26 protein-coding genes are annotated in these 25301 nt (G+C 71.0%); 13 read left to right on the plus strand and 13 right to left on the minus strand.

Translation table 11 applies throughout. The annotated features are described in order from the left end of the window. Window positions 1–22: 22 nt before the first annotated feature. The 3 genes from NBY69_RS23205 (at window position 23) to NBY69_RS23215 (ending at window position 3132) form a co-directional block, all read left to right on the plus strand. Window positions 23–784 (plus strand): SDR family oxidoreductase, encoded by a 762-nt coding sequence (locus tag NBY69_RS23205; protein ID WP_250303228.1) that lies wholly within the window; start codon window positions 23–25, stop codon window positions 782–784. Then, window positions 781–2436: a class I adenylate-forming enzyme family protein gene (locus tag NBY69_RS23210; protein WP_250303229.1), complete on the plus strand. Its 1656-nt coding sequence runs from the start codon at window positions 781–783 to the stop codon at window positions 2434–2436. The genes NBY69_RS23205 and NBY69_RS23210 overlap by 4 nt, the downstream gene beginning before the upstream one ends. Window positions 2437–2535: 99 nt before the next feature. Then, window positions 2536–3132 carry a TetR/AcrR family transcriptional regulator gene (locus NBY69_RS23215; RefSeq protein WP_250303230.1) on the plus strand — a complete coding sequence of 199 codons (597 nt, stop codon included), beginning with the start codon at window positions 2536–2538 and terminating at the stop codon, window positions 3130–3132. A 39-nt stretch (window positions 3133–3171) separates the two neighbouring features. Here NBY69_RS23215 and NBY69_RS23220 read toward each other — a convergent pair whose 3' ends face one another. From NBY69_RS23220 to NBY69_RS23230, 3 genes are all read right to left on the minus strand, one after another. Beyond that, window positions 3172–4386: an acyl-CoA dehydrogenase family protein gene (locus tag NBY69_RS23220; protein ID WP_250303231.1), complete on the minus strand. Its 1215-nt coding sequence runs from the start codon at window positions 4384–4386 to the stop codon at window positions 3172–3174. Window positions 4387–4393: 7 nt separating this feature from the next. After that, window positions 4394–5416, minus strand: coding sequence for a phosphotransferase family protein (locus NBY69_RS23225; RefSeq protein ID WP_250303232.1), 1023 nt, complete (start codon window positions 5414–5416; stop codon window positions 4394–4396). Between the two features lie 106 nt (window positions 5417–5522). Beyond that, window positions 5523–6434: an MBL fold metallo-hydrolase gene (locus NBY69_RS23230; protein ID WP_250303233.1), complete on the minus strand. Its 912-nt coding sequence runs from the start codon at window positions 6432–6434 to the stop codon at window positions 5523–5525. Window positions 6435–6638: 204 nt separating this feature from the next. On the opposite strand from NBY69_RS23230, the gene NBY69_RS23235 reads away from it, so the two are divergent. Continuing rightward, a complete protein-coding gene (locus NBY69_RS23235; protein WP_250303630.1) occupies window positions 6639–7595 on the plus strand; it encodes an NADP-dependent oxidoreductase in 957 nt (318 codons plus the stop codon). Window positions 7596–7649: 54 nt separating this feature from the next. Here NBY69_RS23235 and NBY69_RS23240 read toward each other — a convergent pair whose 3' ends face one another. Further along, the gene (locus NBY69_RS23240) at window positions 7650–8141 is read right to left on the minus strand and encodes an NUDIX domain-containing protein (protein ID WP_250303631.1); all 492 of its coding nucleotides are present in this window, start codon (window positions 8139–8141) and stop codon (window positions 7650–7652) included. A gap of 104 nt (window positions 8142–8245) precedes the next feature. Then, the gene (locus tag NBY69_RS23245) at window positions 8246–9133 is read right to left on the minus strand and encodes a DMT family transporter (RefSeq protein ID WP_250303234.1); all 888 of its coding nucleotides are present in this window, start codon (window positions 9131–9133) and stop codon (window positions 8246–8248) included. A 160-nt stretch (window positions 9134–9293) separates the two neighbouring features. Here NBY69_RS23245 and NBY69_RS23250 point away from each other — a divergent pair, with 160 nt between their 5' ends. Beyond that, window positions 9294–10982: an FAD-binding dehydrogenase gene (locus NBY69_RS23250; protein WP_250303235.1), complete on the plus strand. Its 1689-nt coding sequence runs from the start codon at window positions 9294–9296 to the stop codon at window positions 10980–10982. 139 nt (window positions 10983–11121) lie between these two features. On the opposite strand, the gene NBY69_RS23255 is transcribed toward NBY69_RS23250, so the two are convergent. Next, the gene (locus tag NBY69_RS23255; RefSeq protein ID WP_250303236.1) at window positions 11122–11544 is read right to left on the minus strand and encodes an ASCH domain-containing protein; all 423 of its coding nucleotides are present in this window, start codon (window positions 11542–11544) and stop codon (window positions 11122–11124) included. A gap of 145 nt (window positions 11545–11689) precedes the next feature. On the opposite strand from NBY69_RS23255, the gene NBY69_RS23260 reads away from it, so the two are divergent. Continuing rightward, window positions 11690–12631 carry a hypothetical protein gene (locus NBY69_RS23260; RefSeq protein WP_250303237.1) on the plus strand — a complete coding sequence of 314 codons (942 nt, stop codon included), beginning with the start codon at window positions 11690–11692 and terminating at the stop codon, window positions 12629–12631. A gap of 26 nt (window positions 12632–12657) precedes the next feature. After that, window positions 12658–14202 (plus strand): APC family permease, encoded by a 1545-nt coding sequence (locus tag NBY69_RS23265; protein WP_250303238.1) that lies wholly within the window; start codon window positions 12658–12660, stop codon window positions 14200–14202. Between the two features lie 93 nt (window positions 14203–14295). Here NBY69_RS23265 and NBY69_RS23270 read toward each other — a convergent pair whose 3' ends face one another. Genes NBY69_RS23270 through NBY69_RS23285 form a run of 4 tightly spaced genes read right to left on the minus strand, consistent with a single transcriptional unit; the run spans window position 14296 to window position 18091 of the window. Continuing rightward, entirely contained in the window at window positions 14296–15330 is a 1035-nt protein-coding gene (locus tag NBY69_RS23270) for an L-idonate 5-dehydrogenase (protein WP_250303239.1), read from the minus strand. Next, window positions 15330–16097 (minus strand): SDR family oxidoreductase, encoded by a 768-nt coding sequence (locus tag NBY69_RS23275; RefSeq protein ID WP_250303240.1) that lies wholly within the window; start codon window positions 16095–16097, stop codon window positions 15330–15332. The genes NBY69_RS23270 and NBY69_RS23275 overlap by 1 nt, the downstream gene beginning before the upstream one ends. Before the next feature lie 52 nt (window positions 16098–16149). Then, window positions 16150–17544, minus strand: a complete 1395-nt coding sequence (locus NBY69_RS23280) for a gluconate:H+ symporter (RefSeq protein ID WP_250303241.1) — start codon at window positions 17542–17544, stop codon at window positions 16150–16152. Between the two features lie 37 nt (window positions 17545–17581). Then, entirely contained in the window at window positions 17582–18091 is a 510-nt protein-coding gene (locus NBY69_RS23285; protein WP_250303242.1) for a gluconokinase, read from the minus strand. A 130-nt stretch (window positions 18092–18221) separates the two neighbouring features. Between NBY69_RS23285 and NBY69_RS23290 the strand changes: the two genes are divergently transcribed. The 4 genes from NBY69_RS23290 (at window position 18222) to NBY69_RS23305 (ending at window position 22271) form a co-directional block, all read left to right on the plus strand. Further along, window positions 18222–18923: a FadR/GntR family transcriptional regulator gene (locus tag NBY69_RS23290; protein WP_250303243.1), complete on the plus strand. Its 702-nt coding sequence runs from the start codon at window positions 18222–18224 to the stop codon at window positions 18921–18923. 144 nt (window positions 18924–19067) lie between these two features. Then, complete coding sequence (locus tag NBY69_RS23295) at window positions 19068–20516, plus strand: amino acid permease (RefSeq protein ID WP_250303244.1); 1449 nt, start codon at window positions 19068–19070, stop codon at window positions 20514–20516. Window positions 20517–20556: 40 nt separating this feature from the next. After that, window positions 20557–21642, plus strand: a complete 1086-nt coding sequence (locus NBY69_RS23300; protein WP_250303245.1) for an S-(hydroxymethyl)mycothiol dehydrogenase — start codon at window positions 20557–20559, stop codon at window positions 21640–21642. After that, window positions 21642–22271 (plus strand): MBL fold metallo-hydrolase, encoded by a 630-nt coding sequence (locus NBY69_RS23305; RefSeq protein ID WP_250303246.1) that lies wholly within the window; start codon window positions 21642–21644, stop codon window positions 22269–22271. The genes NBY69_RS23300 and NBY69_RS23305 overlap by 1 nt, the downstream gene beginning before the upstream one ends. 43 nt (window positions 22272–22314) lie before the next feature. On the opposite strand, the gene NBY69_RS23310 is transcribed toward NBY69_RS23305, so the two are convergent. From NBY69_RS23310 to NBY69_RS23320, 3 genes are read right to left on the minus strand one after another with little or no spacing between them, the layout of a single operon-like run. Then, window positions 22315–23121 carry an SAM-dependent methyltransferase gene (locus NBY69_RS23310; RefSeq protein WP_250303247.1) on the minus strand — a complete coding sequence of 269 codons (807 nt, stop codon included), beginning with the start codon at window positions 23119–23121 and terminating at the stop codon, window positions 22315–22317. Between the two features lie 46 nt (window positions 23122–23167). Next, a complete protein-coding gene (locus NBY69_RS23315; RefSeq protein WP_250303248.1) occupies window positions 23168–23404 on the minus strand; it encodes a DUF397 domain-containing protein in 237 nt (78 codons plus the stop codon). Next, window positions 23404–24264, minus strand: a complete 861-nt coding sequence (locus NBY69_RS23320; protein WP_250303249.1) for a helix-turn-helix transcriptional regulator — start codon at window positions 24262–24264, stop codon at window positions 23404–23406. The genes NBY69_RS23315 and NBY69_RS23320 overlap by 1 nt, the downstream gene beginning before the upstream one ends. Window positions 24265–24468: 204 nt before the next feature. Here NBY69_RS23320 and NBY69_RS23325 point away from each other — a divergent pair, with 204 nt between their 5' ends. Then, window positions 24469–24927: an ATP-binding protein gene (locus NBY69_RS23325; protein ID WP_250303250.1), complete on the plus strand. Its 459-nt coding sequence runs from the start codon at window positions 24469–24471 to the stop codon at window positions 24925–24927. Then, window positions 24921–25277, plus strand: a complete 357-nt coding sequence (locus tag NBY69_RS23330; protein WP_250303251.1) for a hypothetical protein — start codon at window positions 24921–24923, stop codon at window positions 25275–25277. The genes NBY69_RS23325 and NBY69_RS23330 overlap by 7 nt, the downstream gene beginning before the upstream one ends. The last annotated feature ends 24 nt before the right edge of the window (window positions 25278–25301 follow it).

Here is a 25301-nt window from a genome sequence, read left to right on the forward strand (position 1 = left end):
TTCAACGGAGAGGCAGGTCCCGATGGGTACGGTCGACGGCGCGGGTGTCGTGGTGACGGGAGCGGGCGGCGGTATCGGCGCCGCGCTGGCCCGCAGATTCACCGCGGAGGGAGCCAGGGTCGTGGTCAACGACCTGGATGCCGGGAAGGCCGCAGCGGTGGCCGCCGAACTCGGCGCCACGGCCGTTCCCGGCGATGCCTCGACGGTGGTGGAGGCCGCCCGTGCCGCACTCGGCGGCCGGGTCGACATCTACTGCGCCAACGCGGGCCTCGGCTCACCCGGCGACCCCTTCGCCGACGAGTCCGTGTGGGCCTCGGCCTGGGACGTCAATGTCATGGCCCATGTCCGGGCAGCCCGCGCGCTGTTGCCCGACTGGCTGGAGCGCGGTGAGGGCCGGTTCGTCTCCACGGTGTCCGCCGCCGGGCTGCTGACGATGATCGGGGCGGCCCCGTACAGCGTCACCAAGCACGGCGCGCTCGCCTTCGCCGAATGGCTCTCCCTCACCTACCGCCACCGCGGTCTGAAGGTCCACGCGATCTGCCCGCAGGGGGTGCGCACCGACATGCTGACCTCGGCCGGATCGGCGGGCGAACTGGTGCTGGCGCCGACGGCGATCGAGCCCGCCGAGGTCGCCGACGCGCTCTTCGACGCCATCGCCGAGGACCGCTTCCTGGTACTGCCGCACCCCGAGGTCGCCGAGTACTACCAGGCGCGGGCCGCCGACCCCGACCGGTGGATCGGCGGGATGAACCACCTCCAGCAGAAGTGGGAGGCCGGGCAGTGAACGCCTCCGGGTACGCGGCCCGACCCTGGCTCGCGCAGCTCAGCGAGGCCCAGCGGCGCCCCGTGCACCCGGCGGCCAGTGTGGTGCACGCCTTCCGCGCCAGTGCGGCCCGCGCGCCGGGCCACCCGGCCCTCGCCTACTTCGACGGACGGCTGACCTACCGCGAGACCGACCGGCTCTCCGACTCGGTCGCCGGGCATCTCGTGGCGAAGGGCCTGCGCCGCGGCGACCGGGTCGCGATCATGCTGCAGAACACCCCACACTTCGTGCTCGCGCTGCTCGGCGCCTGGAAGGCCGGCGCGGTCGTCGTCCCGCTCAACCCGATGTACAAGTCCGGCGAGGTCGCTCACGTCCTGCGGGACGCCGGGGTCACCGCGCTGATCTGCTCCGACCGCGCCTGGGAGGGGTACCTCAGGGAGACCGCGGCGGCCTCCGCGCTCCGGTTCGCGCTCACCGCCTGCGAGCGCGACCTGCAGACCCGCGACGACGAACGTGTCCTGGGCTTCGAGCGGCTGCCGCGGCCCGCGGACACCGACGACCTGGTGGCGGTCGCCCGCGCCGGCGCCGCGGCCCCCGCCGACCGCGATCCGCTCACCACCGACACCGCGCTGATCAGCTACACCTCGGGTACCAGCGGCGCCCCCAAGGGCGCCATGAACACCCACGCCAACATCATGGTCAACGCCGAGCGCCAGCGCACCGGCCACCCCGTCGCGGAGGGCTCGGCCTACTTCGCGCTCGCGCCGCTCTTCCACATCACCGGCATGGTCTGCGAACTCGCCGCGTGCCTCACCAACGCGGGCACCCTGGTCCTCGCCTACCGCTTCCACCCCGGCGTGGTGCTCGACGCCTTCGCCGAACACCGGCCCGCGTACACCGTCGGCCCGTCGACGGCCTTCATGGCGCTCGCCGCCGACCCGGCGGCCACCCCTGACCACTTCGCCTCCTTCGCCGTCATCTCGTCGGGCGGCGCCCCGCTGCCGCCCGCACTGGTGGAGAAGTTCCGCGAGCGCTTCGGCCCGTACCTCCGCAACGGCTACGGACTCACCGAGTGCACCGCCCCCTGCGCCTCGGTCCCGCCCGAGAAGGAGGCCCCGGTCGACCCGGTCTCCGGCACCCTGTCGGTGGGTGTCCCCGGACCGGACACGGTCGTACGGATCGTCGACGCGCAGGGCGGCGAGGTCCCCTTCGGCGAGCAGGGCGAGATCGTGGTGCGCGGCCCGCAGGTGGTCCCCGGCTACTGGGGTCGCCCCGAGGCCACCGCCGAGGCGTTCCCGGACGGGGAACTGCGCACCGGCGACATCGGTTTCATGGACGGCGACGGCTGGCTCTACGTCGTGGACCGCAAGAAGGACATGATCAACGCATCCGGCTTCAAGGTCTGGCCGCGCGAGGTCGAGGACGTGCTCTACACGCACCCGGCCGTGCGCGAGGCGGCCGTCGTGGGCGTCCCCGACGCCTACCGCGGGGAATCGGTCAAGGCCTACGTGAGCCTGCGGCCGGGCGCGACCGTGGCGCCCGAGGACCTCGGCGCGTACTGCGAGGAGCGGCTCGCCGCGTACAAGTACCCCCGGGAGGTCGAGATCCTGCCGGAGCTGCCGAAGACCACGAGTGGGAAGATCCTCAGGCGGGAACTGCGTTCCCGGCACTGACGAGGCTCACGGTCGCGCGGGGCTCACCGCACGACCAGCACCAGCACAGGCACGACAGCACAGGCACGACAGCACAGGCACAGAAGGAAGGTGGCGGCCATGGCAGCCAGGACGACCGACGGGAACGGCACCCCCGTCCCCCAGAGGCTGCTGGCCGCCGCCACCCGGCTCTTCGCCGAGCGCGGGTACGACCGGACGTCCGTCCAGGAGATCGTGGAGGCAGCCGGCGTCACCAAGGGCGCCCTCTACCACTACTTCGGCTCCAAGGAGGACCTGCTCCAGGAGGTCTACGCCCGGGTGCTGCGGCTCCAGCAGGAGCGGCTCGACGCCTTCGCCGACGCGGACGCCCCGGTCGAGCAGCGGCTGCGCGAAGCGGCGGCCGACGTCGTCGTGACGACCATCGACAACCTGGACGACGCGGCGATCTTCTTCCGCTCGATGCACCATCTGAGCCCGGAGAAGAACAAGCAGGTCCGGGTGGAACGGCGCCGCTACCACGAGCGGTTCCGCGCGCTGGTCGAGGAGGGCCAGCGCACCGGGGTCTTCTCGACCGGTATCTCCGCGGACCTGGTCGTGGACTACCACTTCGGGTCGGTCCACCACCTGTCGACGTGGTACCGGCCGGACGGGCCGCTCACGCCGCAGCAGCTGGCGGACCAGCTGGCCGATCTGCTGCTGCGGGCGCTGCGGCCGTGACGCGCGGGGGCACCCGGCCGTAGCGCCCCCGCCGCGCCGCTACAGGTACTTCTTGAGTTCCCGCCGGGCCAGCGAGCGCTGGTGCACCTCGTCGGGGCCGTCCGCCAGCCTCAACGTCCGTGCTCCCGCCCACAGTTCGGCCAGCGGGAAGTCCTGGCTCACGCCGCCCGCCCCGTACAGCTGTACCGCGTTGTCGATGATGTCGATGACCGCCCGCGGTGTGGCGATCTTGATGGACTGGATCTCGGTGTGCGCGCCGCGGTTGCCCACGGTGTCCATCAGCCAGGCCGTCTTCAGCACCAGGAGGCGCAGCTGCTCGACCGTGACGCGCGCGTCCGCGATCCAGTTCTGCACGACGCCCTGCTGGGCCAGCGGCTTGCCGAACGCCGTACGGGACACCGCGCGGCGGCACATCAGCTCGATGGCCCGCTCGGCCATGCCGATCAGCCGCATGCAGTGGTGGATCCGGCCGGGGCCCAGCCGGGCCTGGGCGATGGCGAAGCCGCCGCCCTCCTCGCCGATCAGATGCGACGCGGGGACCCGTACGTCGTGGAGGACCACCTCGGCATGGCCGCCGTGGGAGTGGTCCTCGTAGCCGTACACCTGCATGGCGCGGCGGACTTCGAGCCCCGGGGTGTCGCGCGGCACCAGGATCATCGACTGCTGACGGCGGACGTCCGCGCTGTCCGGGTCGGTCTTGCCCATCACGATGAAGATCTTGCAGTCCGGGTTCATCGCCCCGGAGATGTACCACTTGCGGCCGTTGATGACGTAGTCGTCGCCGTCCCGCACGATGCGCGTCTCGATGTTCGTCGCGTCCGACGAGGCCACCTCGGGCTCGGTCATCGCGAAGGCCGAACGGATCTCACCGGCCAGCAGCGGTTCCAGCCACTGCTTCTTCTGCTGCTCGGTGGCGAACTGGGCCAGCACCTCCATGTTGCCGGTGTCGGGGGCCGCGCAGTTCAGCGCGGTGGGCGCCAAGTGCGGGGAGCGGCCGGTGATTTCGGCGAGCGGGGCGTACTGGAGGTTGGTGAGCCCCGCGCCGTACCGCTCGTCCGGCAGGAAGAGGTTCCACAGGCCCTGCCTGCGCGCCTCCGCCTTCAACTCCTCCACCACGGCCGGGGTGTCCCAGGGCGACGTGAGGAGCTGCCGCTGCTCGTGGGCGACGGCCTCGGCGGGCAGGACGTGCTCGTCCATGAAGGCGAGGAGCCTGGCGCGCAGCTCTTCGGTGCGCGCGTCGAATGCGAAGTCCATGGGGTGTTCAGCCTTCCTGGAGGGTGATGAGGCCGTGCTGGATGAAGGCCGGGACCAGGTCGCCGATCCGGTCGAAGCCGGCGCCGACGGTCTGCCCGAGGGTGTACCGGTAGTGGATGCCCTCCAGGATCACGGCGAGCTTGAACCAGGCGAACGCCGTGTACCAGGCGATGGCGGAGGTGTCCCGGCCGGAGCGGGCCGCGTAGCGCTCGACGAGCTCGGCGGGGGAGGGGTGGCCGGGGGCGCCACTCGTGGTGGAGACGGGGGAATCCGGGATGCCCAGGTCGGAGCTGTACATCACCAGCAGGCCGAGGTCGGTGAGCGGATCGCCGAGCGTCGACATCTCCCAGTCAAGGATCGCGTTGATCCGGTCGTCGTCACCGAGCAGGACGTTGTCCAGCCGGTAGTCGCCGTGCACCACGGTGGGGGCGGGGGAGCGCGGCAGCTCGCGTCCGAGCGCGGCGTGCAGCTCGTCGATGCCCGCGAGTTCACGGTTGCGCGAGGCGTCGAGCTGCTTGCCCCAGCGGCGCAGCTGCCGGTCGAGGAAGCCGTCGGGGCGGCCGAAGTCGCCCAGGCCCACGGCCCGGGGATCGACGGCGTGCAGATCGACGAGCGTGTCGACCAGTCCGAGGACCGCCGCCCGGGTGCGCTCGGCGCCGAGGGGGGCGAGCTGGTCGGCGCTGCGGTACGGGGTTCCTTCGACGAACTCCATGACGTAGAAAGGCGATCCGATGACCGACTCGTCCTCGCACAGCAGCACCGGCTCCGGCACCGGCACACCGGTCGGGTGCAGCGCGCTGATCACCCGGTGCTCGCGCCGCATGTCGTGGGCGGTGGCCAGTACGTGCCCCAGCGGCGGCCTGCGCACGACCCAGCGGCCGGAGCCGTCCGTGACCGCATAGGTCAGATTGGACCGGCCGCCCTCGATCAGCCGGGCACTGAGCGGTCCGCGCACCAGTCCGGGCCGCTCGCGGTCGAGGTGACCGCGCAGCGCCTCGGGGTCGATTCCTGGTGGGTGGACTGTGCTCATGGTGCACCTCCGTGCGTAGGGGCGGAACGGCCCGCGCGACCGTTCGCCGAACCGTCCCGCCCCATCATGCCGACCAGTCGGTATGTCGTCCACCCCCGGGTCGGTCCTATGCGTGGCAGGCCACCGGCACACCGCCGTTCATCGCCGTCATGTCGCCGAAGACGAGCAGCGGGTCGAGCGGCGAACCCTCGGGCAGTCCGTCCAGCTCGGCGTAGGCGCGGTGCAGATTCGCGACCAGTCGCTCGCGCTCCCGCAGCCCCGCGAACTCCCCCAGATCCGTCTGCCGGGCGGTCTCCAGCGGGCTGATCCCCTTGGCGTGTCCCTCCTCGGCGATCCCGGAGACGAAACGCAGATAGCGCTCCGTCGCGTCGAAGGCGGACGGATCGGTGACCGGGCCGTGGCCGGGGACGACCGTCTCCGCGCCGAGACCGCGCAGCACGTCCAGGGCGCGCAGCGAACCGCTGACCGAGCCCATCGCGAGGAACGGCGTGCCGCCCTGGAAGATCAGGTCGCCGGTGAAGACGATCCGCTGCCCGGGAAGGTGCACGATCGTGTCCCCGATGGTGTGCGCCACCCCCGGATGGATCAGCCGGACCTCGACCCCGCCCACCTGGACGGTCAGCCGGTCGCCGTAGGTCAGCTCGGGCGGGGTGATCTCGACCTCGCCGAAATCGGTCCCCGGCCACACCACGTGCAACTGGCGCCCGGCGGCGAGCACTTCACTGCGGCAGGCGTCGTGCCCGATCAGCACGGCGTCCGGCCGGAAGACACTGTTGCCGTAGGTGTGGTCCCCGTGATGGTGGGTGTTGACGACGGTACGGGGGAGCGGCGCCCCGGCTGCGAGCACGGCCGCGCGCAGCGCGTGCGCCCGCGGCAGCGTCGCCGCCGTGTCGACGAGGAGGGTGGAGTCGCCGTCGGTGACGAACCCCGCGTTGTTCAGGCACCAGCCGCCGTCCGGCTGGACGTAGGCGTGGACGCCCGGCGCGAGCCGGACGGTGTACGGATCGGTGGCGGTCATGCAGGCCCCCAGGGTCTTTCGTCGTGGAGATCAGGCCGGGCTCGCGGAGTCTGGCACGACACTTCGCCGGTCGGAGGGACCCGGGGGGAAAACCGGTCCGTGGACGTCCCGGTTCCGACGGCCGCCGACCCGGTTGCGGTCCCGCTGCTGTCCCCGCTGCCGTCCCGGTTGCGCGAGGACAGGCCCGGCCAGAGGCTCGTAGGTATGAAGGCGATCAGCTACAGCCGTTACGGCGGCCCCGAGGTCCTGCAGTACGGCGACCGGCCCGACCCCAAGCTGGGGCCCGACTCCGTCCTGGTGAAGGTGCGGGCCGCGGCCGTCAACCCCGTCGATGTGCTCGCCCGCGAGGGCCACCTCGACAGCGCCCTGGACGTGGTCTTCCCGGTCGTGCCCGGCTGGGACGTCTCCGGGGTCGTCGTGCAGCCGGGTGCCGCGGTGACGGAGTTCGCGGTGGGCGACGAGGTGATGGGGTACGTACGCGAGGACTTCCTCTCGCGCGGCACCTTCGCCGAGTACGTGGCCGCGCCGGTCCGTACGCTCGCCCGCAAGCCGCTGCGGCTGAGCTTCGAGGAGGCCGCCGGACTGCCGCTGGCCGGACTCACCGCGTACCAGGTGCTCAGGGCGCTGGAGATCCGCTCCGACGACACGGTTCTCGTCCACGCGGCGGCGGGCGGGGTCGGCTCGATGGCCGTCCAGCTCGCCCTGCACTCCGGTGCGCGGGTCATCGGTACCGCGAGCGAACGCAACCACGCCCATCTGCGGGCGCTGGGTGCGGAGCCGGTGGCGTACGGGGACGGGCTCGCCGACCGCGTCAGGGCGCTGGCCCCCGAGGGCGTCGACGCGGTCTTCGACACCGTCGGCGGTGACACCCTGAAGATGTCGGCGAATCTCCTCGCCCCCGAGGGGCGGCTCGCGTCCATCGTCGACGGCGAGGTCATCGAGCTCGGTGGCCGCTATGTCTACGTACGGCCCGACGCGCTCGATCTGCACGTGCTCGGTGAGCTGGCCGACCAGGGGGTCGTCTCCGTCCATGTGGACCGGGTCCTGCCGCTGGAACAGGCCGCGGAGGCGCAGCGGCTGTGCGCGGAACGGCACACCCGGGGCAAGATCGTGGTCACCGTCGCCTGGGATCCCGTACCGCCGATCGACGCGCCGCTCTAGCAAGTCGATCACCGCCGGGCGGTAGCGTCCGGCGGTGACCGCCCGCCTCACCGACTACAGCGGCCGGCGCGCGGTCAGCCTGCGGTACGCGGCGAGCCCGTCCGGCACCCACTCCCACTCGGTGAGGCGGCGCTCCAGTTCGCCGGGGGTGAGGAAGTCGTGCCAGGCGACCTCCTCCACCTGCGGGTTCACCGGCAGTTCGCAGCGCACCTCGTACACCCTGGACCACCAGCCCTGCCCCGCGCCCTCGTACAGGAACGTGAACAGCGGTACGGGCGCGGGCAGTCCCGGGACACCCAGCTCCTCCTCGGCCTCCCGCAGCGCGGCGGCGTCGTAGGACTCGCCGGAGCCGACCACGCCGCCGACGAACATGTCGTACAGCGAGGGGAAGACCAGCTTCACCGGGGTGCGCCGGTGGACGAAGATCCGGTCCTCGGCGTCGCGGGCGAGCACGAAGACGCAGCGGTGCAGCAGCCCCTTCGCGTACACCTCGCCCCGGCGCGCCCGGCCGATCACCTGGTCGGACGCGTCGACGACATCGAGCATCTCGTCGGCCGGGGAAGCCGTAGAAGCCGCAGAATCCGGGGAATCCGCAGAATCCGGGACGTCGGGGGAGGCCGGGGAGCGTGGGGTGCCGGGGGTCGGAGCGGTCATGCGGCCATCTTCTCGCGGGTCGCTCGCGCCGTCCCCGGCGGCATCGCCGGATGTCGTCCCAGCAGTACGATCCCCAGCACGACCGCCGCCAGACCCGCCGCCTCCCAGGCCAGGGCCCCGGTGTCGGTGCGCAGTTGGTCCCCCAGGAAGCCGACGCCGCAGACGATGCCCGCGAGCGGCTGCGCGGCCGTCAGCGCCGGGAGGGACATCCGCAGCGGCGCCGTCTCGAAGGCGCTCTGCACGAGGACCAGACCGCTCACCCCGATCACCACCACGACGTACGGCTGCCACGTGGCGGCGAGCCCCGCCAAGCCGCTGTGCCCCAGCACCTGCCCGCTGACCCGGGTCAGGGCGTCCTGGAGTCCGTACAGCAGACCGGCCGCGAGCGCGAGGAGCGCGGGGCCGATGCTCAGCCTGGTGCGCTTGGCGCAGACCGTGACGAGCAGCGCCGTACCCGCGACCACGCCGATGATCAGCCAGTGCCGCAGCGGATTCACCGAGGCCGCGCCGGGATGCGGCTGGCCCGCCAGGATGAAGGTGGCGACGCCGCCCGCGAGCAGTGCGAGGCCGCCCCAGCCCTGTCGGCCCAGCGGCTGTCCGGTCTGGCGGCGCGACAGCGCCATGGCGAAGAGCAGGTTCGTCGCGAGCAGCGGCTCGACCAGCGAGATCTCGCCATGACCGAGCGCGAGCGCGCCCAGCACCATCCCGCACACCATCAGCGCGATGCCGCCGAGCCAGCGCGGCACCCGCACGAGGTCGAGCAGCAGTCGCAGGGAGAGGAAGTCGCCCAGCGGGGCGTGCTGGGCGGCGTTCTGCTGGAGCACGAAACCGAAGCCGAGACAGCAGGCCGCACTCACCGAGAGCGCGAGGACCAGTACCGACACGTGATCTACCTCAAGACCGGCCAGAAGGGGCGGGTTCCACGCGACGATAACGCCTGTGCGGGTACCCGCACCCGTCGAGTGAACCGAACGGGACGGTTGACGCGGCATCGGTACGAACTGAAGATGTGACCGACAAGTAACCTGGCAGGGGACGGAGCCCATGGCGGACGACGCTGACGTGATCGTGATCGGGGCCGGGCTCGCGGGCCTGGTGGCCACCGCCGAGCTGGTCGACGCGGGGAAGAAGGTGATCCTCGTCGACCAGGAGCCCGAGCAGTCGATCGGCGGTCAGGCGCACTGGTCCTTCGGCGGACTCTTCTTCGTCGACTCGCCGGAACAGCGGCGCTTCCGGATCAAGGACAGCCACGCGCTGGCGATGCAGGACTGGCTGGGTACGGCCGGTTTCGACCGCCCGGAGGACCACTGGCCGCGCCGGTGGGCCGAGGCGTACGTCGACTTCGCGTCGGGCGAGAAGCGGGCCTGGCTGCACGCGCAGGGGATGCGGTTCTTCCCGGTCGTCGGCTGGGCGGAGCGCGGCGGGTACGACGCCACCGGGCACGGCAACTCCGTACCCCGCTTCCACATCACCTGGGGCACCGGTCCGGGCGTCGTCGCGCCCTTCGAGCGGCGGGTGCGGGCGGGTGTCGCGCGCGGGCTGGTGCAGCTGCGGTTCCGCCACCGGGTCACGGGGCTCTCCCGCAGCGGTGGCGCCGTGGACACCGTGACGGGCGAGGTACTGGCGCCGAGCGGCGCCGAGCGGGGCACCGCCAGCAGCCGTGAGGTCGCCGGGGAGTTCTCCCTCAAGGCGCAGGCGGTGATCGTCACCTCCGGCGGCATCGGCGGCAACCACGATCTCGTCCGGGCCCAGTGGCCGGAGCGCCTGGGAACCCCGCCCGCCCATCTGCTCTCCGGCGTCCCCGCGCACGTGGACGGGCTGATGCTGGGCGTCGCGGAAGCGGCGGGCGCGCATCAGATCAACCGTGACCGGATGTGGCACTACACCGAAGGCATCCAGAACTGGAACCCGATCTGGGCGAAGCACGCCATCCGCATCCTGCCGGGCCCTTCGTCGCTCTGGTTCGACGCGCGCGGCAAACGGCTGCCCGTGCCGCTCTTCCCCGGCTTCGACACCCTCGGCACCCTCGACCACATCATGAAGTCCGGGTACGACTACACCTGGTTCGTCCTCGATCAGCGCATCATCGGCAAGGAGTTCGCGCTGTCGGGCTCGGAACAGAACCCGGACCTGACGGGAAAGTCGGTCCGGGGCGTGATCGGGCGGGCGCGCGCCGACGTTCCGGCGCCGGTGAAGGCGTTCATGGACAACGGCGCGGACTTCGTCGTCGAGAAGGATCTGGCCTCGCTGGTGCGCGGAATGAACGCGCTCACCGAGGAGCCGCTGATCGACGAGGCGGAACTGCGCCGCGAGATCGTCGCCCGCGACCGGGAGATCGACAACCCCTTCACCAAGGACCTCCAGGTGATGTCGATCCGCGGCGCCCGCAACTACCTCGGGGACAAGCTCATCCGGACGGCGGCCCCGCACCGGATCCTGGACCCGGCGGCGGGCCCGCTGATCGCGGTGAAACTGCACATCCTGACCCGCAAGTCGCTGGGCGGTCTGGAGACCGATCTCTCCGCGCGGGTCCTCGCCGAGGGCGGCGACCCGGCGCCGGACTCCGGTTCGCCCAGGGGGAACCCCGTCCCGGGGCTGTACGCGGCGGGCGAGGCGGCGGGCTTCGGGGGTGGCGGGGTGCACGGGTACCGGTCGCTGGAGGGGACGTTCCTCGGCGGGTGCATCTTCTCGGGGCGTACGGCGGGCCGGGCGGCGGCCGAAGCGGTGGATTAGGGTCTTTCGTTCCGGCCGGGCGGACCGGGTGGAAGGGGCCGGGGGTCGGACCGGGCGGGGCGGACCGGCGACCCGTCCGTCCGGGAGGCGTCCGCGCGTGCCGGGCGCCTCCCGGCGGGCGGCAGTTCGAGGACAGGCCCTACAGCCGCTCGACGACCCGGAACCTCTCGGCGACGATCATCGTCTCGTCGTCGACCGTGAAGTCCTCGTCGCCCAGCGCCTCCCGCATCTCCTCCCCGTTCCAGTACCGCTCGTGCCCCGCGCGCCATTCCGCGACCGATGTGTACCCCTCACCCTCGTCCAGCGCGTGCTGAAGGTCGACATCCCCCAGCCGCAGTACCCGAACCTCCGTCACCTCGATCACCGCGACCTCGCGCCCGTCCGAATCGATCAGGGCCGAACGCTCGCCGACGGGCGGGAGTTCCTCCTTCTCGGCTTCGAACTCGGCGAGAAGCCCGCTGGTCGAGACCTTTTCGCCGCTGAGAACGGCCTGCACCAGCTGGTCGCGCAGCGGGCCGGGAAACGCGAGCAGATACGGCTTCAGAGGTTCACGGTTCGTCATCCGGCCAGCCTACGCACCCGGTAAAACTAGGCGGTGCAAGGGGAGTTGAGGGCGCCGTGCGGACCGTCCGGCCTTGACGGGGAGCCGTCACTACCGCTTTGCTGTGCGTGATCATTGCCCCCGGCGCCCTTGAGGAACCCCGCGGATGCCCCCTCTCCTCGGCCGCTCCCGAAGACGGGGCGGCCCGCTCGCCGACCCGGCTCTCGACGACGTCGAACTCTCCGAAGTACGGACGCAGTTGGCGCAGGGGCGCTGGGTCAGAGTCAGCTCGCTGCTGGCCGCCACCGCCGACGACTGGGACCGCCGCGGTCACCGGCTCGTCGTGCTCGCAGAGGGCTCCGGATCGGCCGCGTGGGCGCGGGACTGGCTGCTCGCCGAGCCGGAGAGCGCGGACGCCGCGACCCTGCTGGCCTGTGCCACGGTCCTGCGCGCGCTGCGCGGCAAGGATCCGGAGGACCAGGCCCGTGAGGCGTGCCGCGCCGCTGCCCGGATGGCGCCCTCGGACCCGACTCCCTGGCTCGGCCTGCTGATCCTCGCCCGCTCCCGCGGCACCGAGGAGGAGGTCAGCCGGCTCTTCGACGAGGTCCGTTCGCGCCACCCCGAGCACCACCACGCCCACCATCTGATGGCGGCGCGGCTCGCGGAACGCCACCCGGACGCGGGCCAGGACCCGCTCCACGAGGTGTACGACTTCGCGGCCTGGGCCGCCGAACAGGCCCCCGCCGACTCGCCGCTCGCGGTACTGCCGGTGGTCGCCCACGCCGAGCGCTACCGGGTCCTCGCCACCGCCGGGAGCGAGCCGGACGATCCCGCGCTCTCCACGCACTGGACGGGCCGCCGCGCCCGCCAGGTGATGAAGGCCGCCTTCGACTGGTGGCTGGAGTGGGAGCGGGAGGACCATCCGCGCAACCGCATCGACCTCAACTTCCTGGCTCACGCGAAGTTCTGCGAGGGCCGTCCGGCCGAGGCCGCCGCGCTCTTCCACCGCATCGGTGAGCATGTCACCGCAGCTCCCTGGTCCTACCCGGACCGGGACCCGTACCGGGCATTCAAGGCCGCGCGCGGCGCCGCGCTCGGCACCGTGTAACTCCTCACCGAAAGGACCGACCCGCCATGCCGTCGGGCAGTTCGAGCACGAGCGAGATCAACGAGATCAGAACGTTCAAGGGCCAGGACCAGGCACTGCGGGCCGGCCGGCTGGGGACGGCGGGGCTGCTGCTCTCCGTACTCGCGGCGAGCGCCCCCCTGATGGTGGTCGCAGGTGTCATGCCCACGATCTTCGGGCTGATGGGGATCGTCGGCCAGCCGCTGATCTACGTCATCCTGGCCGTCGTGCTGGCGCTCTTCAGCGTCGGGTACGCGGAGATGAGCAGGCACGTCCACAACGCCGGAGCGTTCTACGCGTACATCGCCCGCGGCCTCGGCGCCACCGCGGGGGCCGGCGCCTCCTTCGTCGCCCTGGTCGCCTACAGCGCCATGCAGGTCGGCATCTACGGCATCTTCGGCTTCGAGGTGTCCGGCCTCTTCTCCACCTACCTGGACATCGAACTGGTCTGGTGGGTACCGGCGTTGGCGGCCGTCCTGATCGTCGGTGTGCTGTCCTGGCTGAAGATCGACCTCAATGCCAAGGTGCTCGGCGTCCTGCTGCTCATCGAGTGCGCACTCGTGGTGATCTTCGATGTGGCCGCCGTCGCGAACCCGGCGAAGGAAGGCCTCTCGCTGCACGCCTTCAACCCCGACACCCTCACCGGTGCGGGCTTCGGCACCGCGCTCTGCTTCTGCATCGCGGCGTTCGTCGGCTTCGAACAGGCGCCGGTGTACGCCGAGGAGACCAGCCGCCCGCAGGTCGTCGTGCGCCGGGTGATGTTCCTCGCCGTCGGGTTCGTCGCGCTCTTCTTCGCCGTCAGCTCCTGGGCGCTGACCGTCGCCGCGGGACCGTCGACGATCGCCTCCCAGGCCGGGAAGCTCGGCCCCGGGCTCCTCTTCGGCCTCAGCGAGGGAACACTGGGCAAGTCCTTCACCGACGTCCTGCACGTGCTCTTCGTCACCGGAATGTTCGCCGCGATGCTCAGCTTCCACAACGTGGTCGCCCGCTACGCGTTCGCGATGGGCCGCGAGGGCCTGCTGCCCGCCACCTTCGGCCGTACGAACAAGAGCAGCGGCGCACCCGGCATCGGTTCCCTGCTGCAGACCGTGATCTCCCTGGTCGTCGTCATCGCCTTCGCGGTGACCGACAGCAAGCCCACCGGTGACCCGACGGCTCCCGTCCTGCATCTCTTCACCTGGATGGGGAACATCGGCGCGCTCGGCATCATCCTGCTGATGGCCGCCGCCTCCGTCGCCGTCATCGCCTTCTTCGTGCAGCGCGGCGCGGCCGGAGCGCAGATCTGGCGGCTGGTGGCCGCCGGGCTGGCCTGCCTGGCCCTGCTGGCCATCGCGTTCATGACGGTCAAGGACTTCGACGTACTGGTCAGTGCCGGTCCCGGTTCCGTACTGAGCTGGCTGCTCCCCGCCATCATCGGCCTGGCGCTGGCCGGAGGTCTTGTCTACGGTCTGGTGCTCCGCTCGCGGAAGCCGGAGGTGCACGCCCGCATCGGGCTCGGCAACGAGGCGTTCCAGCTCGACAAGGTGGCGGAGGCGGAAGCCGCCCACGTATGACCGGCGGCTGACGCACGACGTACGCGCGACCGCCGGCTTCCGGCAGTCGCGCGTACGTCCTCGAACCCCGTTCTCGAACCCTTCGGGGCCTCCTCAGGCTCCGAAGTCCACCAGCACCTTGCACGACCGGCTGCGGTCCGCCGCGAGCGCGAACGCCTCCGCCGCCTGCTCCACCGGAACGACCGCACTCACCAGCGCGTCGAACGACGCCTCCCGCGCCAGCAGCGCGATCGCCTCGTCGAACTCCGTGTCGAAGCGGAACGCCCCGCGGAGCTCGATCTCCCGGCTCACCACCAGGTTCCCGGCGAACGGGCTCATCCCCGGCGGGAGCATCCCCAGCTGTACGACGGTGCCGCCCCGCCGCACCCGCCGCAGACAGGTGTCCAGACCGGCCGCCACCCCGGACGCCTCGATCGCCGTGTCCACCTCGTCGGGCCAGCCGGGATCGGCCGGATCGTCGGCCCGCACCAGGGTCGTCGCGCCCGCGGCGGCGGCGAACTCCAGGGCGCGCGGCAGGAGATCGGTGACCGTGACGGCCGCCGCACCGGCGGCCTTCAGCGCCGCGACCACCAGGCAGCCGATCGGCCCGGCGCCGGTGACCAGGACGTGCTTGCCCTCGACCGACCCCGCCCGGCGCACCGCGTGCAGCGCCACCGACAGCGGCTCGGCCAGTACGGCCCTGCGCAGTCCGAGACCGTCGGGCAGCGCCCGCAACTGGTCCGCGGGCACCACGACCAGGGCCGCGAACCCGCCCTGCACATGCGGCATGCGGGCCGCGCTGCCCAGGTAGCGGGTGTCCCGGCAGACATGGGCCCGGCCGTCCAGGCACTCGGGGCACGCCCCGCACGGGGTCGCCGGGTGCACGGCGACGGCCGTACCGACCGCGGGGCTCCCGACCGCCGGGACGCCCTCGCCGTACGCGACCACGGTGCCGACGACCTCGTGACCGAGCACCATCGGCTCGCGGAGCAGGAAGTCACCGACGCCGCCGTGGCGCCAGTAGTGCAGATCGGAGCCGCACACCCCGCCGTACCGCACCGCGACGACCGCCTGTCCGGGTCCGGCCACCGGCTCGGGCAGCTCGTCGACCCGGAGGTCACCGGCCCCGTGGATCACACATCCGCGCATCACAGCACACTCGTCATTCCGCCGTCGACGTACAGGATCTGGCCGCTGACGAAGTCCGCGGCCGGGGAGGCCAGGTAGAGCACCCCGCCCACCAGGTCCTCGGTCCGTCCCCAGCGCCCCGCCGGGGTCCGGCCGCGCACCCAGGAGCTGAACTCCTCGTCGTCGACCAGCGGCCGGGTCAGCTCGGTCTCGATGTAGCCGGGGCCGAGACCGTTGACCTGGATGCCGTACGGGCCCCAGTCGGCGCACATGCCCTTGGTGAGCATCTTCAGCGCGCCCTTGGTGGCGGCGTACGGCGCGATACCGGGGCGGACCACCTCGCTCTGCAGCGAGCAGACGTTGATGATCTTTCCGTAGCCGCGCTCCGTCATCCGCCGGGCCGCCTCGCGGCCCACCAGGAAGGCGCTGGTGAGGTTGGTGTCCACGATGCGGTGCCAGTCGGAGTCGGTGAACTCCAGCAGGGGTGCGCGCAGTTGCATGCCCGCGTTGTTGACCAGGATGTCGAGCGGTCCGGCCTGCTCCTCGATCCCGGCGATCCCGGCCGCGACCGAGGGGCCGTCGGTGACGTCGAAGGCGGCGGTGAGCACCGTGCCCCCGGTGTCCGAGAGCTCCTCTGCCGCGGCCTTCAGCCGGTCCTCGTCCCGGCCGTTGATCACCACGGTGCAGCCCGCTTCGAGCAGCCCACGGGCGAGTGCGTGGCCGATGCCCCGGCTCGACCCGGTGACCAGGGCGGTACGGCCGCTGATCTCGAACAGTGGATGTGCCATGACGTGTCTTTCCTCCGGAGTGCGGCAGGCGTACGGGGTGTCGCGCTCCGCGCTAGATGACGATCGAAAGCAGCAGGACGAAGATCAGCGAGACCACCGAGATGAGGGTCTCCATCACCGACCAGGTCTTGACCGTCTGGCCGACGTCCATGCCGAAGTACTCCTTCACCAGCCAGAAGCCCGCATCGTTGACATGGCTGAAGAAGAGCGATCCCGCACCGATCGCGAGCACCAGCAGCGACACGTGCGCGCTGGACATGTCGGCGGCGAGCGGGGCGATCAGCCCCGCGGCGGAGACGGTAGCGACCGTCGCGGAGCCGGTCGCCAGGCGGATCACCACGGCGATCAGCCAGGCCAGCAGCAGCGCCGGGATCGACCAGTCCTTGGAGATGTCCAGGACCATCTGCCCCACACCGGAGTCGATCAGGGTCTGCTTGAACCCACCGCCCGCGCCCACGATCAGCACCACACCGGCGATCGGGGCGAGCGACTTCTCGACGGTCGTCGAGAGCCGGTCCCGGGTGAATCCGGCCGCGCGGCCCAGCGTGAACATGGCCACGAGCACCGCGGCCAGCAGGGCGATCAGCGGCGAACCGGCGACGTCGAAGACGCGCTGGACGGTGTTCGCGGGGTCGTCGATCACGATGTCGACGAGCGCCTTGGCGAGCATCAGGACGACGGGCAGCAGCACGGTGCACACCGTGGCGCCGAAGCTCGGCAGCTTCTTGACGTCGGCCGAGGGGCGCTCGGGAACCATGCCGTCCGGCACCTGGATGTCGACCCAGCGGGCCGCGTAGCGGGAGAACACCGGACCCGCGATGATCACGGTCGGGATGGCGACGACCACCCCGAGTGCGAGCGTGAGACCCAGGTTGGCGTGCACGGCGTCCACGGCCACCAGCGGGCCGGGGTGCGGCGGAATGAGGCCGTGCATCACGGACAGACCGGCCAGCGCCGGGATGCCGATGCGCATCAGGGAGAAGTTGCCGCGCTTGGCGACCAGCAGCACCACCGGGATCAGCAGCACGATGCCGATCTCGAAGAAGAGCGGCAGACCGACTATGGCCGCGATGAGCACCATCGCCCAGGGCATGCTGCGCCTGCTCGCCTTCGCGAGGATGGTGTCGACGATCTGGTCGGCGCCGCCGGAGTCCGCGAGGAGCTTGCCGAGGATGGCACCGAGCGCGATCAGCACACCGACGCTCGCGGTCGTGGAGCCGAGCCCCCCGGTGAAGCTGAGGATGACCTTGTCGAGCGGGGCGCCCGCGACCGCTCCCAGCACGAGCGAGCCGATGGTCAGCGACAGGAACGCGTGGAGCTTGAACTTCGTGATGAGCAGAACGATGACGGCGATGCCCGCGAGGACGGCTATCCCCAACTGGGCGTGACCGGCCGAGGATATCGGCGCTACGTCCGCTGCCAGCATCTCGACGCTGAGACTGGACACGTGGATTCCTTCGAGTTCGTACGGTGGGTAGAGGGTGCTACTGACCGAGGCGGCGCAGCGCTGCCACGGCCCGCTCGGTGATGTCCTCAGGCGTGCCTGAGATGTCGACGGCGACGCCGGTCTCGTCCGGCTCCAGCGGCTGGAGCGCGGCGAACTGCGAGTCCAGGAGCGCGGTGGGCATGAAGTGGCCCTTGCGCTCCGCCATCCGCTCCTCGATCAGGGCGCGGTCGCCGGTCAGATGCAGGAAGACGATGCCCGGCGCCTCGGCGCGCAGGCGGTCCCGGTAGGAACGCTTGAGCGCCGAGCTGCTGACCACCCCGCCGAGCCCCGCCCGGCCGTGTGCCCACTGGCCTATCGCATCGAGCCAGGGCCACCGGTCCGCGTCCTGGAGGGGTGTGCCGGCGGCCATCTTGGCGATGTTCGCCGGCGGGTGGAAGTCGTCGCCCTCGGCGTACGGAACGCCCAGTGCGGCGGAGAGCAGCGGACCGATCGTGGTCTTGCCGGTCCCTGCCACGCCCATCAGGACGACGACTTTCGGGGTGCTCATCGGTGGTGCCTCGTCTTCTTCGACATGGGTCCGTCGCGATACTGAAACCCATTAGGTACGACTTATTCAAGAGGTTGTGACCTAAAAGTCATACGTAATGTGAACGCGATGCGCATCGTAGGGTGAGCCCATGACCAATCAGGGCCCGGGGCTGCACGCCCATGTGCTGGGCAATCTCGGTCCCTCGATCACCTCGGGGGAGTACCCGCCGGGCAGCGTGCTGCGGACCGACGAGCTCGCCCAGCGCTTCGAGGTCTCCCGCACGGTGATCCGCGAGGCGGTCCGCGTCCTGGAGTCGATGCGGCTCGTGGAGTCCCGGCGCCGGGTCGGGGTGACCGTCCGGCCCACCGAGGAGTGGAACGTCTACGACCCGCAGGTCATCCGGTGGCGGCTGGCCGGGGCCGACCGGCCGCGCCAGCTCCGCTCGCTGACCGTCCTGCGGTACTCCGTGGAACCGGTCGCGGCCGGGCTCGCCGCCCGGCACGCCACACCGGAGCAGTGCGCCGCCCTGACCGAGCAGGCGCTCGGCATGGTCGCCACCTCCCGCGGCCAGCAGCTGCCCGCGTACCTCGTCCACGACATCGCCTTCCACCGCCTGGTGCTGCACGGTTCGGGCAACGAGATGTTCGCGCGGCTCGGTGACGTGGTCGCCGAGGTCCTCGCCGGACGCACCGAGCACCAGGTGATGTTCGACGACCCCGACCCCGCCGCGGTGACCCTGCACGTACAGGTCGCGGAGGCGGTACGGGAGGGCGACGCGGACCGCGCCGAGGACCTCACGAGAGAGATCGCGGTCGGCGCCCTGAAGGAACTCGACGTCCTGGCGCCCTGACCGCGCGCGGTTTCAAACATTCTGTGAAAAAGACGGCAATCGGTTCCCGGGCCACGGACGGCCCTTCTACGCTGACGCCCTGATCAGCCGGTCCTCCCCCATCCCACCGGCAGTCCAGTCCCCCCACGTAAGGCGACGCACCACATGAGTGACCGCACCATCACTGCGGAAGCAGTCGTTCCCTCTCCGCACGTCGATGCCGGAGACGAGGGCTACAGCAAAGACCTGAAGTCCCGCCACATCAACATGATCGCCATCGGTGGCGCCATCGGCACCGGTCTCTTCCTCGGCGCGGGCGGCCGGATGGCAGGCGCGGGCCCCTCGCTGGCCATCGCCTACGCGATCTGCGGCGCGTTCGCCTTCTTCGTCGTACGGGCGCTCGGCGAGCTCGTGCTCTACCGCCCGTCCTCCGGCGCGTTCGTCAGCTACGCCCGTGAGTTCATGGGCGAGAAGGGTGCCTACACCGCGGGCTGGCTGTACTTCCTCAACTGGTCGACCACCGCGGTCGCCGACATCACGGCCGCCGCGACCTACGCCCACTTCTGGGCGATGTTCAGCTCGGTCCCGCAGTGGGTCTGCGCCCTGGTCGCGCTGGCCGTGGTGCTCACCGCCAACCTCATCTCGGTCCGCTACTTCGGCGAGATGGAGTTCTGGTTCGCGATTATCAAGGTCGCGGCGCTGGTCGCCTTCATGTGCATCGGCATCTACCTGGTGGTCACCCAGCACCAGGTCGACGGGCACACCCCCGGGATCGCCACCATCGGCGACAACGGGGGCATCTTCCCCAAGGGCATGATGCCGATGCTGCTGGTCATCCAGGGCGTCGTCTTCGCCTACGCCTCCGTCGAACTGTGCGGCGTGGCCGCGGGCGAGACGGAGAACCCCGCGAAGATCATCCCCAAGGCCATCAACTCGATCATGTGGCGGGTCGGCATCTTCTACGTCGGCTCCGTGGTGCTCCTGGCGCTGCTGCTCCCGTACACCGCGTACTCCGACGGCGAGAGCCCCTTCGTGACCGTGCTCGCCAAGATCGGCGTACCGGGGGCGGCCGGGGTGATGAACCTGGTCGTGCTGACCGCCGCGCTCTCCAGCCTCAACTCCGGCCTGTACTCCACCGGCCGCATCCTGCGCTCGATGGCGCTCGCCGGGTCCGCGCCCCGGTTCACCGGCCGGATGAACAAGGGGCAGGTGCCCTACGGCGGCATCCTGCTCACCGCGGGCTTCGGTGTGCTGGGTGTCGTGCTCAACTACCTCGTCCCCGGCAAGGCGTTCGAGATCGTCCTCAACTTCGCCTCGATCGGCATCCTGGGCACCTGGGGCATGGTCATGCTCTGCTCGCTGCTCTTCTGGCAGCGTTCGCGGGAGGGCCGGGTCAGCCGTCCGGCGTACCGGCTGCCGTGGGCCCCGTACACCCAGATCGTCACCCTCTGTTTCCTGGTCGTCGTGGCGTTCCTGATGTGGTGGGGCGGGGGAGTGGGCCGTACGACCGTGGAGTGCCTGCCGCTGATCGCCGCGGCGCTGGTCGGCGGCTGGTTCCTGGTGCGCGGCCGGGTCGCCGCCGTCGCCGCGGAGCGTCAGGGCCTGGGAGACTGAACCGACATACCGCTCGGTGACACGGAAGGCTGTTGACGGCATGACGCAGCAGGTCCAAGGGGTTGTGGCCCCAGGCAAGAACGAACCTCTCCGCGTGGAGACGATCCTGGTCCCGGACCCGGGCCCCGGCGAGGCCGTGGTCAAGGTCCAGGCCTGCGGCGTCTGCCACACGGACCTCCACTACCAGCAGGGCGGGATCAACGACGACTTCCCGTTCCTGCTCGGGCACGAGGCGGCGGGGATCGTCGAGTCGGTGGGCGCGGGCGTCACCGACGTGGCCCCCGGCGACTTCGTGATCCTCAACTGGCGTGCGGTGTGCGGCCAGTGCCGGGCCTGTCTGCGCGGCCGGCCGCAGTACTGCTTCGACACGCACAACGCGAAGCAGAAGATGACCCTCACCGACGGAACGGTGCTCACCCCGGCGCTGGGCATCGGCGCCTTCGCCGAGAAGACGCTCGTCGCGTCCGGCCAGTGCACCAAGGTCGACCCGGCCGTGTCCCCGGCCGTCGCCGGGCTCCTCGGCTGCGGGGTGATGGCCGGCATCGGCGCCGCCATCAACACCGGACAGGTCGGACGCGGCGACTCGGTGGCGGTCATCGGCTGCGGCGGCGTCGGTGACGCGGCCGTCGTCGGCGCCCGGCTCGCCGGAGCGGCCCGGATCATCGCCGTCGACATCGACGACAAGAAGCTCGCGACCGCCGTGAAGATGGGAGCCACGCACACCGTCAACTCCCGTACGACGGACCCGGTCGAGGCGATCCGCGAACTCACCGGCGGCTTCGGCGCGGACGTCGTGATCGAGGCGGTCGGCCGCCCCGAGACGTACCAGCAGGCCTTCTACGCCCGTGACCTGGCGGGGACGGTCGTCCTGGTGGGCGTCCCGACGCCGGAGATGCGGCTGGAACTCCCGCTCATCGACGTCTTCGGACGCGGCGGCGCGCTCAAGTCCTCCTGGTACGGGGACTGCCTGCCGTCCCGTGACTTCCCGATGCTCGTCGACCTGCACCAGCAGGGCCGGATCGACCTCGGCGCCTTCGTCACCGAGACCATCCGGCTCGACGAGGTGGAGAACGCCTTCGCGCGGATGCACGAGGGCGATGTGCTGCGCTCGGTGGTGGAGTTCTGATGGCGGCCCGCATCGACCGTCTCGTCACCTCCGGGACCTTCTCGCTCGACGGCGGCACCTGGGACGTCGACAACAACGTCTGGATCGTCGGCGACGACCGGGAGGCGGTCGTCATCGACGCCGCCCACGACGCCGCCGCCATCGAGGACGCGCTCGGCGGCCGTACGCTGCGCGCCATCATCTGCACGCACGCGCACAACGACCACATCGACGCGGCGCCCGCACTCGCCGCCGCGACCGGGGCACCGATCCTGCTGCACCCGGACGATCTGCCGCTGTGGAAGATGACGCACCCGGACCGGCTCCCCGACGGTGAACTCACCGACGGACAGACCCTCTCCGTCGCGGGCACCGGGCTGACGGTGCTGCACACACCGGGTCACGCACCGGGTGCGGTCTGTCTGTACGCCCCCGAGCTGGCCACCGTCTTCACCGGGGACACGCTCTTCCAGGGCGGGCCCGGCGCGACGGGACGTTCGTTCTCGGACTACCCGACGATCGTCGCGTCCATCCGCGACCGGCTGCTGGCACTGGACGGCGACACGGTGGTGTGCACCGGCCACGGTGACTCCACCACGATCGGCGCGGAGGCCCCGAGCCTGCCGGAATGGCTGGCGCGGGGCCACTGAGAAGGTGCCGGACGGCCTCTGAGGCTGCGGGAAGCCCGGCAGGTCAGCGCTTGCGGGCGACGCCCACCCAACCGGGGATCGGGTCGTCGCCCGCGACCGGCACGGGCTCACCGAGCTCCGGCCGCCACTCGGCGGCCAGCGAGACCCCCGGCTCGATCAGCTCGAAGTCCGCGAAGAACCGGGCCGTCTCCTCGCGCGAACGGGGCCGCAGGGTCAGGCCCCTGGCGCGGTACATCGCCGCGGCCTTCGCCGAACCCTCCGGGTCGAAGTCACCCGTGACGTGCGAGAGCACGAGACAACTGCCGGACGCCAGCGGCTCCATCAGCCGGTTCACCAGGTCGTACGCGTCCTCGTCGGCCACGAAGTGCAGCAGGGCCACCAGGGAGAGCGCGATCGGCCGGTCGAAGTCGAGGATCTTCCCGGCCGCTTCGATGATGGTGGCGGGTTCACGCGCGTCCGCCTGGATGTAGTCGGTCGCCCCCTCGGGGGAGGAGTGCAGCAGCGCCGCGGCGTGCGCCAGCACGATCGGGTCGTTGTCGCAGTAGACGATCCGGGCGTCCGGCGCGGACCGCTGGGCGATCTGGTGGAGATTGGGCTCGGTCGGTATGCCGGTGCCGACGTCCAGGAACTGACGCATGCCGCTCTCCGCGAGACAGCGGGTCGCGCGGTGCATGAACGCCCGGTTGACCCGCGCCATCTCCCTGCCCCGCGAATCCAGGGCGAGCAGTTGCTCGGCCATCTCCTGATCGACCGGGTAGTTGTCCTTGCCGCCCAGGAACCAGTCGTACATCCGCGCGGGATGGGGCTTGCTGGTGTCGATGTGGACGGATGCGGGCTCTGCTCCGGTCATGTGACGCTCCAGAAGTGGAAGGCGATACGGACAAAAGGTGCAGTAGTCAGGTGAGGAGGAAGTCGGCCTGGCCGGACTTGGCCCCCTGGATGAACGCGGCGATCTCGCCGGTGGAGTAGATGAGCGCGGGGCCTTCAGGGTCGGTCGACTGGCGTACGGCGACCCTGCCGTCGGCCAGTTTCATGGCCTCCACGCAGTTGCCGCCGTTGCCGCCGCTCCATGGCTTGTGCCAGCCCTCGGCACCGAGGTCCGCGGCGGGCATGCCGTTGTATATGCGATCCATTACAGCTCCTTGCGGAAATCCTTGAGGATCTCCTTCGTGCGTTGTGCAGTCGCGGCCTGAGCCGCCATGCGGTCCATGACCTCCAGGTGGGCCGCCACCTCCGGACGTGAGTCGAGGTAGACGGCGCCGGTCAGGTACTCGCTGTAGACCATGTCGGGCAGTTCGGGAACGGCGAACCGGAACAGCACGAAGGGGCCGTAGGTCCCCGGGTGGTGTCCGCTCGCGAATTCCGCGATCTGCAGGGTGACATGAGGCAGTTCGGCGACCTGCAGCAGCTTGTCGACCTGCCCCCGCATGACGTCGGGGCCGCCCGCGTGACGCCGGAGCACCGTTTCGTCCATCACGACCCACAGTGTCGGAGCATCCGGCCGCGTCAGCAGCGACTGCCGCTCCATGCGCAGCGCGACGTGCCGCTCGATGTCCTCCGGCCGGGTCTCGCCGACCGCGCCGCTCATCATGACGGCGCGCGCGTACCCCTCCGTCTGGAGCAGGCCGGGAACGAAGTGCGGCTCGTACTGCCTGATGAGCGCCGCGGCGCCCTCCAGGCTGACGTACATGCTGAACCAGTCGGGCAGGATCCCGTGGAACCGCTGCCACCAGCCGGGCTGGTTGGCCTCTTCGGCGAGCTCGACGAACGCGTCGGTCTCGGCCTCGTTGTTCCCGTACGCCTTCAGCAGTAACTGCACATAGGGGATCTTCAGCGCCACCTCGGCGGTCTCCATCCGACGGATGGTGGCCGGGGCGACCCGGAGTACCTTGGCAGCCTGTTCGCGACTCAAGTCGGCTTGCTCGCGCAGTACTTGCAGGCGCTTGCCGAGCACGACCTGGCCGACGGTCGGGGCGGACCGCGGCTCACTCAACTGAGACCTCCACATGGGCAGTTGTCCAGCAGTCTGCCATGCCCGTCCCGTCCATGAAACGCCACTCTGAACATTTCAAAGTGCCTCTTGCCAAGGTGTCCGATACGGAGGAGAGTAGACGGGCGAAGCAGTTCACGCGACTGGCGTGCGCCCATGGGGGATGGCGCGGCAGTCGCGGTACCCCCCACCGTGAGGATTTCGGCTGTGGCTCCAGGCACCGCGCTCATCCCCCAGCTCATCGACCGGTGCCCCGGGAGTGACGTACGGCGCTACGCATTCGAATTACCAGCACGTACCGACTCCGTCGCCCGCGCCCGTCGCCTGGCACGGAATCGGCTCGCCTGCTGGGACTTCTCCGAGGATGCCAGCGATACCGCGCTGTTGATCATCTCGGAACTGGTCACCAACGCGGTCGTGCACACGGCGGGTGATCACATCGCCTGTGAACTCCGTGACAACGGCGGCCAGTTGCGCATCGCGATACAGGACCAGGGGCACGCCTCCGCCGGTCCGCAGCTCTGCCGCACCCCCGAGGGGGAGCACGGCAGGGGTCTGCTGCTGGTCGACGCCGTGAGCAGCTCCTGGGGGGTGCGCGAGGCGGTGCACGGCCCCGGCAGGCTGGTCTGGGCGGAGCTGGAGCGCGACGCGGGGCGGCCGTGCTGAGGAACGCGCTCGCGCGCGTCCCGGCGCTCTCCACCCCGCTCGGCTGCGACGCGGTGGGCGTGCCCGACCACCACGGATTCCGGCTGCTGGCGCGGCTTCCCAACCCGGGCTGCGTGTTCGCCGACGACGACTGGTGGTGGTGGATCGTCCCCGCCGGGTCCGACCTCGAACTCGCCTGGCCTTCGCAGGTGCGCTACGCCCCCGGCGCCTACGCCCCGGCGTCACGTCCCCGCCTGCTCCACTGGCCGGAGGACTCCCTGCCCTACACGCCGCCGATCCCGCTCTACCTCATGGTGTGCCAGCTCGTGGGCGCGGTGCCCGACTGGGGCGGACCACTGACACCCGCCTGACCGGCCGGGTCCGGCGCGGGCGGG

The sequence above is a fragment of the Streptomyces sp. A 4/2 genome (assembly GCF_940670765.1).
Classification (GTDB): domain Bacteria; phylum Actinomycetota; class Actinomycetes; order Streptomycetales; family Streptomycetaceae; genus Streptomyces.